The 13,534-nt window shown below is 32.3% G+C and carries 14 protein-coding genes; 4 read left to right on the top strand and 10 right to left on the bottom strand.

What is annotated here, in order from left to right; translation table 11 throughout:
- Positions 1-10 precede the first annotated feature (10 nt).
- From PYW35_RS12065 to sarA, 4 genes are all read left to right on the top strand, one after another.
- A complete protein-coding gene (locus tag PYW35_RS12065) occupies positions 11-2,056 on the top strand; it encodes a BglG family transcription antiterminator (RefSeq protein WP_103323375.1) in 2,046 nt (681 codons plus the stop codon).
- Between the two features lie 6 nt (positions 2,057-2,062).
- Positions 2,063-2,497, top strand: coding sequence for a PTS mannitol transporter subunit IIA (locus PYW35_RS12070; RefSeq protein WP_016912938.1), 435 nt, complete (start codon positions 2,063-2,065; stop codon positions 2,495-2,497).
- Positions 2,497-3,615, top strand: a complete 1,119-nt coding sequence (locus PYW35_RS12075) for a mannitol-1-phosphate 5-dehydrogenase (protein WP_103323374.1) — start codon at positions 2,497-2,499, stop codon at positions 3,613-3,615. Before PYW35_RS12070 ends, PYW35_RS12075 begins: the two co-directional genes overlap by 1 nt.
- Positions 3,616-3,988: 373 nt before the next feature.
- Complete coding sequence (gene sarA / locus PYW35_RS12080) at positions 3,989-4,357, top strand: global transcriptional regulator SarA (RefSeq protein ID WP_103323373.1); 369 nt, start codon at positions 3,989-3,991, stop codon at positions 4,355-4,357.
- 429 nt (positions 4,358-4,786) lie between these two features.
- On the opposite strand, the gene PYW35_RS12085 is transcribed toward sarA, so the two are convergent.
- The 10 genes from PYW35_RS12085 to PYW35_RS12130 all read right to left on the bottom strand — a co-directional run bounded on the left by PYW35_RS12085 (position 4,787) and on the right by PYW35_RS12130 (position 13,526).
- Positions 4,787-5,569 (bottom strand): alpha/beta fold hydrolase, encoded by a 783-nt coding sequence (locus tag PYW35_RS12085; RefSeq protein ID WP_103323372.1) that lies wholly within the window; start codon positions 5,567-5,569, stop codon positions 4,787-4,789.
- Positions 5,570-5,700: 131 nt separating this feature from the next.
- Positions 5,701-6,417: a hypothetical protein gene (locus PYW35_RS12090; protein WP_016912476.1), complete on the bottom strand. Its 717-nt coding sequence runs from the start codon at positions 6,415-6,417 to the stop codon at positions 5,701-5,703.
- 94 nt (positions 6,418-6,511) lie between these two features.
- Positions 6,512-7,039: an SA0570 family protein gene (locus PYW35_RS12095; protein ID WP_016912475.1), complete on the bottom strand. Its 528-nt coding sequence runs from the start codon at positions 7,037-7,039 to the stop codon at positions 6,512-6,514.
- 123 nt (positions 7,040-7,162) lie between these two features.
- Positions 7,163-7,942 carry an alpha/beta fold hydrolase gene (locus tag PYW35_RS12100; protein WP_103323371.1) on the bottom strand — a complete coding sequence of 260 codons (780 nt, stop codon included), beginning with the start codon at positions 7,940-7,942 and terminating at the stop codon, positions 7,163-7,165.
- Complete coding sequence (locus tag PYW35_RS12105; protein WP_103323370.1) at positions 7,939-8,634, bottom strand: HAD family hydrolase; 696 nt, start codon at positions 8,632-8,634, stop codon at positions 7,939-7,941. Before PYW35_RS12105 ends, PYW35_RS12100 begins: the two co-directional genes overlap by 4 nt.
- A gap of 148 nt (positions 8,635-8,782) precedes the next feature.
- Entirely contained in the window at positions 8,783-9,760 is a 978-nt protein-coding gene (locus tag PYW35_RS12110; protein WP_016912472.1) for a FecCD family ABC transporter permease, read from the bottom strand.
- Complete coding sequence (locus PYW35_RS12115; RefSeq protein WP_103323369.1) at positions 9,753-10,640, bottom strand: ABC transporter substrate-binding protein; 888 nt, start codon at positions 10,638-10,640, stop codon at positions 9,753-9,755. Before PYW35_RS12115 ends, PYW35_RS12110 begins: the two co-directional genes overlap by 8 nt.
- Positions 10,641-10,736: 96 nt before the next feature.
- The gene (gene argS, locus PYW35_RS12120) at positions 10,737-12,395 is read right to left on the bottom strand and encodes an arginine--tRNA ligase (RefSeq protein ID WP_103323368.1); all 1,659 of its coding nucleotides are present in this window, start codon (positions 12,393-12,395) and stop codon (positions 10,737-10,739) included.
- Positions 12,392-12,808 (bottom strand): YwiB family protein, encoded by a 417-nt coding sequence (locus PYW35_RS12125; protein WP_103323367.1) that lies wholly within the window; start codon positions 12,806-12,808, stop codon positions 12,392-12,394. Before PYW35_RS12125 ends, argS begins: the two co-directional genes overlap by 4 nt.
- Positions 12,809-13,013: 205 nt before the next feature.
- Complete coding sequence (locus PYW35_RS12130; RefSeq protein WP_016912468.1) at positions 13,014-13,526, bottom strand: YwhD family protein; 513 nt, start codon at positions 13,524-13,526, stop codon at positions 13,014-13,016.
- Between the last annotated feature and the right edge of the window lie 8 nt (positions 13,527-13,534).

Genomic DNA, 13,534 nt, shown 5'->3' on the forward strand with positions numbered 1-13,534 from the left:
GTGAAGGTCGATGATGATAAGTAACCGGGAAAAAAGCATTCTCAAATTACTATCTGAGCGTCTTCACTCTTTTTTGACCATTCATGACATTGCACAAGCTTTAGGTATCTCATCAAGAACGGTTCATAGAGAAATGAAAAGTGTTGAAGATACGCTTCATCAATACCACCTCTCCTTAACAAGAGTACCAAAATTAGGTTTGCGTATTGAAGGTGAACCAGTAAACATTGACGATTTTGTCCAATCTTTAAATGAGCAACATACCATCGATTTATCTGATGAAGAAAGAAAAGTTATTATTCTATACAACTTGATTCAATCTAAAGATCCAGTAAAATTATACAGTTTAGCAAATGAAATCGGTGCATCAACGCATACACTTAATAAAATAATTGAACAGTTAGAACCCGATTTAGAAACGGTCGAGCTTTCGTTAGAACGTAGACGTGGTGAAGGATTAATTCTGAATGGTGAAGAAGTTAACAAAAGACAATTGTTAGCTAGAATCATGTTAGAAAAGCTAGACGGCGACAGCGTCTATTCTGTTGTTGAAGATCACTTTGTCTATCACACATTAAATGAAACTCATCTTAAAGGTATTGTTGATATAGACAGATTGTTTAATGTTGAACGTTTGCTCATGGACGAACTTGGCATACTGCCCTACACATTAACAGAAGCCAGTTATTTAACGTTGACGATTCATATTGTTTTAGCAATTGAACGGATTAAACAAGATGGTCACGTAGAAATTGAAGATGATATTCTAAATGAATTAATTTCAACCGATGAGTTTAAAGTATCAGAAAGACTTACAAACGTCTTAAGTAACATTTATGATGTCACCTTTAATCATTCTGAAATTGCTTTTATTACGATGCATTTAAGAGGTGCAAGACGTCGACATGAAACAACTGCTTATGAGAACACTGAAATTCATGAACAACATGTAACAGAACTGATTGAATTTGTACAAACACAAGGGTTTACTTTCAAAGATGAAGAATCATTATTTAAAGGCCTTAATTTACATTTAGAACCCGCTATCAACCGCTTGGAAGCTAATATTGAAACCTACAATCCGCTTACCGAAATGATAGAAACATATGATAAAGAACTATTTGACGCTGTTTCGTCAGGTTTAAAGATTGTATTCAACAATTATCATTTCCCTAAAAGCGAGGTCGCGTATATCGCCCTTCACTTTGGTGGCATGTTAAAAGCAAAACAAAGTCGCTCATTACACGTATTGGTCGTATGTAGCAGCGGAATTGGTACAAGCCGTATTCTCTCCAATCGTTTGAAACAGCATTTTTCAGAAATCACACAAACGACTGAAGTATCAGTGAGCAGCTTGAAGTCCATTGATTTTTCAAAGTATGATGGCATGATTTCTACTGTCGCGGTTGATACTAAATACCCGCATATTACAGTGAATCCATTATTACCAGAACAAGATGCAGAAAATGTTAAGTACTTCTTAAAATTACAACAATCTATTGTTCAAGGGCAACGTGATAGCCAAAGTAAAGCAGAACCACTATCACATAAAGATTATGACCGTACAGTTACTTTTATAGAAGAAAGCTTATCAGTAATTCAAAATATGATCGTCGAAAAGAAAAAAGTAACTCAGCTCAATCGCTACTTAGCTCAAACATTATCTAAACATCATATTATTGAAAATACGCATAGTTTTATTGAAAAACTCAATAATAGAATGGAACTTCAAGGCTTTGCGTTATCAGGATATCCTGTGGCTATCCCTCACCTATCAGATGATGTTATTAAAAAGCCACAGCTCATCATAACTGAATTAGCCCAACCTTTAACGCTTAGAACAATAGAGCATGAAGAACAAGAAGTAACTTGGCTTGTATGTATGTTCATACCGAAGAATTCAGAACAAGGTCAACTTATGAGTGAAGTATCATCTTTAATTACAGAGCATTTGGATGATATTGATCAGTTGTTAAATGATAGAGTGCTAATAGAAAATACACTCAAATCATTTTTCTTAAATAAATTAAAACAAAAACTAACGAAAACGGAGTGACTTAAAATGACAAACTTATTCAAACCAGAAAACATTTTTATGAACTTATCAGTAAATTCACAAGACGAAGCAATCGAAAAAGTAGGACAAGCATTAGTTGAAGACGGTGCAGTAACTGAAAAATATACTAGTGCAATGAAAGAACGTGAACAAATCGTCACTACTTATATGGGGAACTTCTTAGCAATTCCTCACGGTACTGATGATGCGAAAACAGAAGTTTTAAAATCAGGTCTTGTATTACTTCATATTCCAGATGGCGTTGATTGGGATGGCAACGAAGCAAAAGTTGTTGTAGGTATTGCTGGTAAAGACGGTGAGCATTTAGATATCCTTTCACAAATTGCAATCGTATTTAGTGAAGAAGAAAATGTTGAGCGTGTTATCAATGCTCAATCTAAAGATGAAATTATCGCGATCTTTGAGGAGGTTGAACTTTAATGAAAGCCATTCACTTTGGAGCTGGAAATATCGGACGCGGATTTATAGGAAAAGTGTTAAATGACAATGGCTATGAAGTAACTTTCGTAGACGTTAATGAAAATGTTATTAACCAAATTAACGAAGAACAAGCTTATCAAGTTGTCATCGCTAACGCAGAAAATACGAAAGAACCTGTATCAGGCGTTAAAGGAATCAATAGTATTACTGAAACAGATAAATTAAAAAAAGCAATTTTAGAAGCGGATGTTATTACAACTGCAGTTGGTGTTAATATCTTACCTATCATCGCTAAATCATTTGCACAATTTTTAAAAGAGCGCCAACCTGGTAAAGCCTTAAATATTGTTGCTTGTGAAAATGCCATCATGGCAACAGATCAACTTAAAAAAGCAATTTTAGATATTACTGGACCTTTATCTGATGATATTAGTTTCCCTAACTCAGCAGTAGACCGTATTGTGCCACAAGGTCAAAAAGAAGGATCATTAGATGTATTAGTCGAACCTTTCTTTGAATGGGTTGTTGAGGCTTCTAAATGGCAAGGTACACAATTAGAAGATGTTCATTATGTGGATGATTTAACACCATATATTGAAAGAAAATTATTAACTGTAAATACAGGTCACGCTTACTTAGCATATTATGGTCAATATAAAGGTTACAACACAATCCTTGAAGCGATTCAAGATAAAGAAATAAATGATGGCTTACACGAAGTCTTACAAGAAACAAGCGAATATCTTGTTTCAAACTTTGATGAATTTACAAAAGCCGACCAATCTTATTATGTTGAAAAAATAATTGGCCGTTTCAATAACCCATATTTATCTGATGATGTAACAAGAGTTGGACGCGGTGTACTGCGTAAAATTGGACCAAACGATCGCATCGTTAAACCTCTCGTCGCTTTATCAAAAACAAATAAAAAGCATTCAGAACTCGTTAAAGCAGTATGTTATCTATTAGAGTATCAAGATGCAAATGACAAAGAAACTATAGAAAAGAACGATTATATCAAATCAAATAGTGTTGCTGAATTTTTAAACAAATATGCAGAATTAGAATCAGATATTATCGAAGAAGTTATTATTCAATACACTTCAATTCTAAAATAATCTTTTGAAAAGCCGTATTTTTGTATACGGCTTTTTCCGTGGTTCAAATTTATAATATCCACATTTAATATTAGGATAATTCGTAATTTTCCATTTATTTTATTAGTAGAATTAATAATAATCATGCACTTATATTTTTTAAGATTATATTATACGCTCCTTTCGTTTGTGACAGTTATATTATTTTTATTATTATTTAATTAAATCCTACTCTTATTAGTTTACATACAGTTATATTTAGGCTAAAATAAGTAAATAATTGATAAACTTAAATTATGAACCAAAAACTAAAAGCGCTTCCAAAACGATAATATAGGGCGTTGTATTATTTCAATTAATGAAGCAAATACTCAATATACTAGGGGGATTCAAAATGGCAATTTCTAAAATAGAAAATTGTTCGGACTTATTATCGCTTGTTACTTACGTAGATAAATTAAAATCTATTATTAAAAAGGATTTTTCACTTAGCTTTGAAGAATTCGCTGTATTAACTTATATTAATGAAACTGATGAAGAAGAATATCATTTAAAAAAAATCATTAATAAATTGAACTACAAACAACCACAAATTGTGAAAGCCGTTAAAAACTTATCACAACAAGATTACTTTACTAAAAGAAGAAATGAATATGATGAACGTACTGTTTTAATTTTAGTTAATAAAAAACAACGCAAATCAATCTCAGAAGTTCTTGAAAAAATTGATAAAGAAATCGCAAAGACTGACATTAACGACTAATATATAAATCATGTAACAAAAATGACTTAGGACATCTATGCCCTAGCAACTTAAAAAGAGCAGAAATTCATTGTTAAAATTGAATTTCTGCTCTTTTTTGTTTTGAGTGGATCATGATATTTGAGTCTTCGTGCGTTTTATCCATATTTTACCAAAATCGCACAATATCTCTTGAGTCTTCGTGCGTTTTACCCGTATCCCTCACTGAACACCGTAATCCTAAATTCACTTAGATATTACTCACGATTTTGTAAAGTGCTGACGCCCGGGGGAATAGTATGAGTGAGAGACTACAGGCTCGAACCATACCCCTAGGCAAGCATGCACTTTACAAAATCAAAAATATAAAAAACACCCGATCCGAAAATGAATACAACGGATTGGGTGTTTTATTTTGAGAAAAAGAATGATGTCCCAAGTTCTTTAATTTTATATGGCCAGCTTATCTCTTACTTTTTGATTCAAAAAAGTTGAAACGACTTCTTTAAATTTTTCACTTTCTTCAATAAAGGGTGCGTGACCTGAGTGTTCGAATATTTCTGTTTGAGCATTTTTAATAGCTTCAGCATCATTATCTATATCGAAAGGATCATATTTCCCTCTTATTATGAGTGTAGGTACTTTGATGTTATCTACTTTCACATTTATCCCGTTAATCGATCTCACTGATATTGCATCTTCTTCGGCTGACATTCGATAATATTTTTTCACTTCTTGATACCATTTAAATGTTGATTTAACATCATGAAATATTTCATTAAATAAAATTAACATCGCTTCTTCTTTACTAAATCCTGCAACTTTATCTCTATGTTTAGCAATTAGTTTAATAAGCGGTTGTTTTCCTTGATTAGATATCGAAGATACTACGACTAACTTATCAACTTTTTTCGGATGTTGATTTGTGAATTCTTGTGCGATGATACCGCCCATATCATGACCTAATATATAAGCTGAATCTATTTCTTCAGATTCCATTAAATCTACAATGTCATTAATATGATTTTGTATAGATATTGATTGTGGTTTTTCAGATTTACCATGTCCCCTAGAATCCATTGTATAAATCGTATATTGATCTTTCAGAAGTTGTACTGTTGAATTAAATGCAGCTAAATTCATGCTCAACGCATGTAACATAATTAGTGGCTTACCTTTACCGTGTTTCTCATATACAATATGAGTCCCGTCCCTTGTTATTAATTCTCCCATAATGTGTACCTCCCTACTTTACAGTAATAATATACCCCTTTTACAATTTTTCACACTTATACTACTAATTTAATCCTATAAATAAAAATACAGAAAATGATTGTAAGCTACAATTCATTTTCTGTATTTATTTACACATATTTTCTTGTTGAATAGATCATCACAAAGTATAGGATAATAACTAAAATAATTAACCAGCTACTAAAAGTTATGACCGTGATGACTGTTTCATTAATTGTTACTGAAGCGATTGTCTTTTGTATCACTGCCAAGCCCATAGCTGCCACTTCTGGCTTCTTTAAAAATAATGACAAGACAACGAGCAAAATGCCAATCGCGAATATGGTTTGAAAGACGACCAATGGAATAACATACAGACCAAAAGTTACATTAAATATCTTGAGCACGCACAATATGACACCGATGCTAAATAACAAGATATTCGTCATCATCAGCTTTTGATTAGGATATAGATAACTGTGCTTCTTAATGATTAAATATATAACGAGTGAAATGGAAAGAATAATACTACAATAGAATATATACAATCCAGTTACTGCATTAAACGGAATTATTTTTTTATCAAATAAATATGCCATTAATAAGAAGTTGAGTGTATAAAAGATAATAGGGTTATAATTCACAATCACTAAATTTCGTTCCACAATTTGGAGAATTTCCGCATGAGTCTTATGCCTATATTCAGCATAGTCTATGTCCTTCTCATCAGATTTTTTCATATCTTTCTTTAATGAATGTTGTACTTTATCAATTTGTTTAGGTAATACAGCGACATGCTGTAAATAATCATTCACATTTTCCAGTAATACCTTATTGTTCGGACGCAAATATATACACCACCTTCATTCTAATATTGTATAAATTAATCCCCCATTATGCAATATGTATATTACATAACGGGGGATTAGATTCGTCATTTATTTAGTATTTACCTAAATCAATACGATATACTTTAAACTGTTTACTGTTTGGTGTTGCTTTAGAAAGTTGGAAGTGCGCTTGTTCGTTGTTCACGTAAGCATAACCACCAGTGTATTTATTATTTTGTACACGTTTAGTCGTATTATCACCTAGTAACGAAACAAGTGAATCCAAATTCACATTTGTTAAATCATCGTAAACCATTGTAATTCTTTTCACAGTTTCTTTATTGCCTTGGACTTTTGCTGTAATAATCATATGTCCATTATCAGTATTAAATTCGTAATAATTCTCTCTATCATTACTATCATCAGAGTACGAAAACATTACGTTAGGATATTTAGATTTAATTTTAGAAATCTTGTCACCAATTTTAATATCTTCGATTGCTACTGTACCGTCTTTGTAAGTTTGTACATTATCCTCGTTAATATCTAATTGATTATTAGTTGCAGCATTTGCCTCAGCAAACGGTGAAAATGGTAAAACCATAAGTGTCATCACTATCGTTAAGAGACATTTTTTCATATGAGGTTCTCCTTCATTCTGTGTCTTATATGTTATGCTTTTACTGGCATTATTATAACATACACATTACAAAATGACCACTTTTATTACAAACGTGTAACAAAGAGATTAATACGCTGTAATTTAATCTAAAAATTCAGTGAGCACTTTTAGAAATTTTTCTTTTTCCTCAACGAAAGGCAATTCTCCAGATTGTTCAAACAGTTTAAAATCAGCGTTAGGTAGCAATTGACTCATTCGCTCGCCCTCACTATATAATATCTTTCCATCATGTAACCCAGAAATGATAAGTGTACGCGTTTTAATATCTGGTAATAATGAAATAATATCAAAATCTTTAAATGAGCGCTTAACCGTGATTTCCTCTTCCATCGTTTGTAAATCATTCGTTGGAATATGCGTTTTAACAAACTTTTTAGCCTGTTTAATATTTTTATATCTAAATTTTAATAAATATTTTTCTTTTTCGTGATCAGACATTGTTCTGATTTCATCTGCATGACGATCATAAATACGATTATCTGGGAATGTCGTATGATCGTCAGTTGGATTTATCAAAACCATACCATTTATCAGATCTGGGTTTTTATACGTTAAGCCTGTTGCAATTGTTGCGCCAAGTTCTAAACCAATAACATAAGCTGAGTTAATAAATAAAGCACTAAGCAATTGTTGTATATCTGAAATATAATCATCTACGCGACTATCATGAGGTGTGTCACTTAAACCGTGGCCTCTTAAATCAATGGAAATAACTTGATATTGCTTTCTTAATGTTTTAATTAAAGGCGTAAAAACATCCATATCTTGAAAAACGCCATGTAATAAAATGACAGGATACCCATTACCTCTAGTTTTATAATGAATCGCAACATTTTCTTTAGTTAAAAATAAATTCATCATGCTTCACCTCTTTCTATTTTATTACAAACGCCTATTAAATCACTTAAACTTTCAATCGTATAATTCAATTCATTTTCCTCTGGTGTCCCGATAACAGCATTAGCCATCCATACAGTCTTCATACCCATAGCATGCGCAGCCGCGATGTCATTTAAAGGGCAATCTCCAACATACATCACATTTTCAGCTGAAACACCTAGATGTTTCATAATATCTTCGAATATCATAGGGTCTGGCTTTTTAACACCTACTTCATCAGAAATTGAAACATAATGGATATATGGATAAATGCCAATCGCATTCATAACATGTGTAATCTCTTCACTTTTACCGTTAGCGATAACGCCTAACTTATAACCCATATTTCGCAGTTTTTCTAGTGCAAACAACGTATCATAAAATGGAAAATGATATCTATAATGATGCATTTTATAATCATTATAAAAAGTTTTCCATGAAATTCTTTCTATGTTTAATTTTTTCACTAATTCTCGGTATACCCATTCAATATCTTCTAAACCATAGGGATTCAATGTTAAGTATACCTTTTCAAAATCACGTCTTTGGACTGTAACCATCAATTCATGAAATCGTTCAAATTGTTCTTCCAAAAATTTTATTCGTGATTTCTCACGATCTACAAGCGTATCTTCTAAATCAAAAATAATCGCTTGAATATCACACGAACACATGTCATCATCCCTTTCATAGAAACATTTTAAACTATTCCATAAAGAAAGCAATACAAATTTTATAATAGAAAACACCAATCCTTCAAAATGAACATTAAAGGATTGGTGTCGCCATTCTCATTATAAATTTGTATTAGAAATTGTGTGTTTAATGATTTTCTTTTTTTCGTTGTTCTGTGATCATTAAATACATCATGATCGGTATCGCAATAATTGATAAGACAATTCCAACAGGTATTTGTATTGGACTGAGTATGACTCTGCCAACTGTATCAGCAATGAGTAATAAAGACCCACCTATTAGTAAATTTAATATCATCTGAATACTAATAGGCACTTTATAGACTCTACGAACCACTTGAGGGACAATCATGCCAATGAACCCTATAATACCTGTAAAGCTAATAATGACCGCTGTCATGATTGCTGCGATTAATAAACAACACCATGAAATGAGCCTCACATTCACACCAAGCGTAATAGCCTTATCGTCTCCTAATTGAATCATTTTAATGAAGTGACTCATTCCAAATAAAATGAGGATACAAATAAGTGTAACGCCTCCTGTTATTTCCACAGTTAATTTTTCAGCTGAAGAAACACTACCAAACATATAAGAAACCATGCTGTTCACTTTATCCGGTTTTAATAATAAGAGGATATAAAGCGCAGAATTGAAAAAAGCGCCTATAAATATACCTGATAATATCATCGTTGCGACATGAAACGTCTTAACCATCGTTTCTGTAATGAATACAATTACAATAAGTGTTAATAAACTAAAGAAAATCGAAAATAATGGTACAAACCATACAGACACACCTATAAATACTGCTAACGCACTTCCAAATGTTGCACCACTTGCTAAACCTAATGTGAAACTATCTGCCAAAGGATTATTTAAAATCGTTTGATAAATTTGTCCACTTATTACAAGTCCCATACCTGCAATTAATGCTAATAAAGTTCTAGGAATTCTTAACTTATAAAATATCGTCCAATCAAGTTGATTATCAATTTTCCAAGTGACACCTGTTGACCCTACAAACAAAGAAATCGTAATAGCAAACAATAGAATGAGAAACCATAATGCGATCAGTCCATAGATTTTAGCGCTTTTAGTCATAAACTTTATTTAAAAGTTCTTTTAATCCTTTAGCAAGTCTTGGTCCAGGTCTTGAAATCATATCTGCGTTTAAAGCATGAACATGTTTCTCTTTAACAGCATTAACTTGATCAAAGCCAGCTCTATTGTTATTTAATTGTTGATATTCCTCTTCACTTTGTCCACTAGTCGTAATCATCACGTCTGGATTTCTTTTCAAAATATTTTCTTTATCTGTTTTAATCCATCCTTCTTGATCATGATAAATGTTTTCTGCTTTTATAGAATTTAACATATCATCATAAAATGTATGCGTTCCAGATGTATAAATGTCTGGTTGTGAAGATATTTCCATAAAGACTTTTTTACCTTGCTGATCTTTAGGCACTTCTTTAATCACATCTGCCATTTCATTTTTAACTTTATCTACAAGTTTATCAGCCTCTTGCTCTTTGCCAGTCACTTTACCAACTTGTCTAAATGTATCGTACATTTCATCAATAGAATTTGCATCATCTATGTAAACAACTTTTATACCTGCATCACTCAATTTTTTTAAATCTTTTTCTTGAGTAGATTTATGAGATTCATGTGCTAATACCAAATCTGGTTTAGTTTTCAGCAGTGCTTCTGTATCTAATTTAAATGCATCAAATTGCTTTTTATTCTTAACATCTTTAGGATAGTCATCGACTGTAGAGACACCAACCACTCTATTTCCAAGTCCTAACGCATATAATATTTCAGTGTTGCTTGGAATAAGCGAAACAATGCGCTTATATTCCTTTTTATCAGTTGATTCTTGCTTTGTGTCGTTATCATGATTAGATTGACCGCTTTGGCAACCTGATAATATAATCATCGCCACAAAAATCAAATAAATGACTTTTATTCCTTTCATAACATCTCTCCTAGTCATGTTTATTAAAAAATGGTACACAAAAAGGCACAGCTCAAATAAGATTGAGCTGCACCTCAATTAAGACAATTTATTTAATTACATAGATTCTGGAGCTGAAACGCCAATTAAAGCTAGTGCATTACGTAGTGTAATACGTGCCGCTTCAATTAAAGCTAAGTGTGCTTTTGTCTTATCTATATCATCAGTTAATACTTTTTCTGCATTGTAGAATTTATGGAACTGTGCAGCTAAATCTTGAATATAATTTGTGATGCGATGTGGACTGCGTGATTCAGCAGCACCAATAATCATAGGTTCAAATTCAGCAATTTTTTTCAATAAATCATAAGATTTTTCATGTGATATAGATGATAAATCCACGTTTTGATCAATTGTGATACCTTTTTCTTCAGCTTGACGAATAATTGAAGAAATACGAGCATGTGCGTATTGTGCATAGTAAACAGGATTATCTTGTGATTTTTTCTTCGCAAGTTCCATGTCAAAATCAAAGTGTGTATCCGGACTACGCATCGTTAAGAAGTAACGTGCAGCATCATTGCCTACTTCATCCATAATGTCTCTTAAAGTGATGGCATTTCCAGTACGTTTACTCATTTTCACTTCAACACCATCTTGTAATAATCTTACCATTTGCATAATTTGTATTTCAAGACGTTTTGAATCTACTCCGAAAGTTTCTAAAGAAGCTTTTAGACGATTAATATAACCATGATGATCTGCACCAAACAAGTTGATTAACTTGTCATAACCACGATCAACTTTATCATAATGATATGCAATATCTGGTAAGAAATACGTATACGTACCATCTTGTTTAATAAGTACACGATCTTTATCATCACCAAATTCAGTTGTTTTCAACCATGTTGCGCCATCTTGTTCATAAGTAAATCCTAACGCTGTCATCTTATCTAACACTACTGAAATTTTGTTCGTCTCATATAATGATGTTTCACTAAACCAGTTATCAAAATGAATATTAAAATCAGCTAAGTCTTGTTTCAATTTAACCATTTCATAATCTAAACCAAGTTTACGGAACGTTTTAATACGCTCATCTTTAGGTTGGTCTTTAATTTCAGGATGCTTTTCCGCTAAGTCTTTACCGATAGAGATAATGTCTTTTCCGTAATAACCATCTTCAGGTAATTCTGCGTCTAATCCTAAAGCTTGATGATATCGTGCTTCAATAGAGTGCGCTAAATTCTCAATTTGTTTACCTGCATCGTTTATATAATATTCACGTGTAACATCATAACCTGCTGCATTTAAAATATTTGATAACGTGTCACCTACAGCTGCATTACGTGCATGTCCAATATGCAAATCTCCTGTTGGATTCGCTGAAACATATTCAACAATGATGCTTTCATTTTTACGTGCTTCTGATTTACCAAACGCTTCACCTTTAGTTAAAGCCGTTTTGATAATGTCTGTTAAATATTGTTGATCTAAATAAAAATTAATAAATCCTGGGCCAGCGATTTCAACTTTTTTAACGTTTGCTTTAGTCGTGTCTAAATTTTCTACAATTTGGTTTGCAATTTCGCGTGGGTTTTTGCGGGCAAGCTTAGTTAACACCATTGCAATATTTGAAGCGTAATCACCATTTGTTGGATCTTTAGGCGTTTCTATTTTGATTTCTGGAACTGAATCAACAAGTTCAGCTTTTAATATACTTGCTTTAATTTCTTCAATTAATGTCTCTTTAACTTGGTCAATAATATTCATTCATTTATCTCCTTATAATTAATTTGAAATTGATATGTTCCGAGTAAACCTGTTTGGTCACTTAATTGATAATGTATCCTCAGTTTGCCCTTAATATCGTCTATATCATGTTTAATGGACAATGTTTTGACATTCATAGTCATGCGTCCAGCTTCTGTATCATAATAACTGATTGTCTCTTGCCCTTCGACAAAATGAAATACAGTTTTAACAGCGCCAGTACGGTGAATCTTCACGCCATTATTTTCTATTTTAAGCATATTTTTTACTATTTGGTTATCAATCGTTTCTTCATACCTAATAATATCACTATTTCTTCTATGATATGTACCGGAAGTATTCGTTTGAAACGTTGACTTTTCGCCATTTTGTTTTACGACTTGTTTAATATTAATATGAATATTTTCTTCCATAGTTGGCCACCTCACCGTTTAAGAACGTCTCTCATTATAGCATATTTGACAAATAAAATTAAAAAAAGCAGGGCTAAAAGCGCCTGCTTTTTTTAGTGTCCTAGCTATAGTAGCTATCAACTATTTTACTTATGAAATTGTGAAAAGACAATAGCTATTTAGTTGAATTATTAGAATTCACAATTAAGTCACAAATTAGACATATTTAATCAACCGCAAGTGATGATTTTAATTCGTCACTGCTGTTACGCCACATCTCTTCACTATGTTCTTGAAGGAATTTTTTAAGGACAATTCTATTTTCATCACCAATTTGGTCAATTTTCACATGATGTTTCATAGATCTATCCATCATATTAACGTGTTCTGGCATACTTTTATAGCCACGTTTTTTAGGTTTGTTAACCATTAAGTAACAACCTGTTAAACCTGCATAATAAGGGCCTTGTTCGCCACGTTCCGTTGTAACCCAACATAGCCAATATTCTTTCGCTTCTTCGCCTTTTACTTCTTCTATATCTTTAACCCATTTCACACGCTTTTCTACTTCAGCTCTTGCGTGCATTGCGCCAACATCTATAAAGGCCGTCTTTTCAGCTACATCAACAAATACAGGTGCAACATTATCTAAACTGATTGAACCAATATTTGTACCTTTATGGCCATCCAATGGGTCATTTTTAATGATGTTAAATTGAAATCCTTTCTTTTCAGCCACTTGTTTCA

The sequence above is a fragment of the Mammaliicoccus vitulinus genome (genome assembly GCF_029024305.1).
Classification (GTDB): Bacteria; Bacillota; Bacilli; order Staphylococcales; family Staphylococcaceae; genus Mammaliicoccus; species Mammaliicoccus vitulinus.

Bases quoted from the DNA above. Each gene is read 5' to 3' on its own strand.
- PYW35_RS12070 (WP_016912938.1), top strand. From the start codon at position 2,063: ATGACAAACTTATTCAAACCAGAAAACATTTTTATGAACTTATCAGTA.
- PYW35_RS12100 (WP_103323371.1), bottom strand. From the start codon at position 7,942: ATGATGAATTTATTTTTAACTAAAGAAAATGTTGCGATTCATTATAAA.
- PYW35_RS12095 (WP_016912475.1), bottom strand. From the start codon at position 7,039: ATGAAAAAATGTCTCTTAACGATAGTGATGACACTTATGGTTTTACCA.
- PYW35_RS12075 (WP_103323374.1), top strand. From the start codon at position 2,497: ATGAAAGCCATTCACTTTGGAGCTGGAAATATCGGACGCGGATTTATA.
- PYW35_RS12110 (WP_016912472.1), bottom strand. From the start codon at position 9,760: ATGACTAAAAGCGCTAAAATCTATGGACTGATCGCATTATGGTTTCTC.
- PYW35_RS12115 (WP_103323369.1), bottom strand. From the start codon at position 10,640: ATGAAAGGAATAAAAGTCATTTATTTGATTTTTGTGGCGATGATTATA.
- sarA (WP_103323373.1), top strand. From the start codon at position 3,989: ATGGCAATTTCTAAAATAGAAAATTGTTCGGACTTATTATCGCTTGTT.
- PYW35_RS12065 (WP_103323375.1), top strand. From the start codon at position 11: ATGATGATAAGTAACCGGGAAAAAAGCATTCTCAAATTACTATCTGAG.
- argS (WP_103323368.1), bottom strand. From the start codon at position 12,395: ATGAATATTATTGACCAAGTTAAAGAGACATTAATTGAAGAAATTAAA.
- PYW35_RS12105 (WP_103323370.1), bottom strand. From the start codon at position 8,634: ATGTGTTCGTGTGATATTCAAGCGATTATTTTTGATTTAGAAGATACG.
- PYW35_RS12125 (WP_103323367.1), bottom strand. From the start codon at position 12,808: ATGGAAGAAAATATTCATATTAATATTAAACAAGTCGTAAAACAAAAT.
- PYW35_RS12085 (WP_103323372.1), bottom strand. From the start codon at position 5,569: ATGGGAGAATTAATAACAAGGGACGGGACTCATATTGTATATGAGAAA.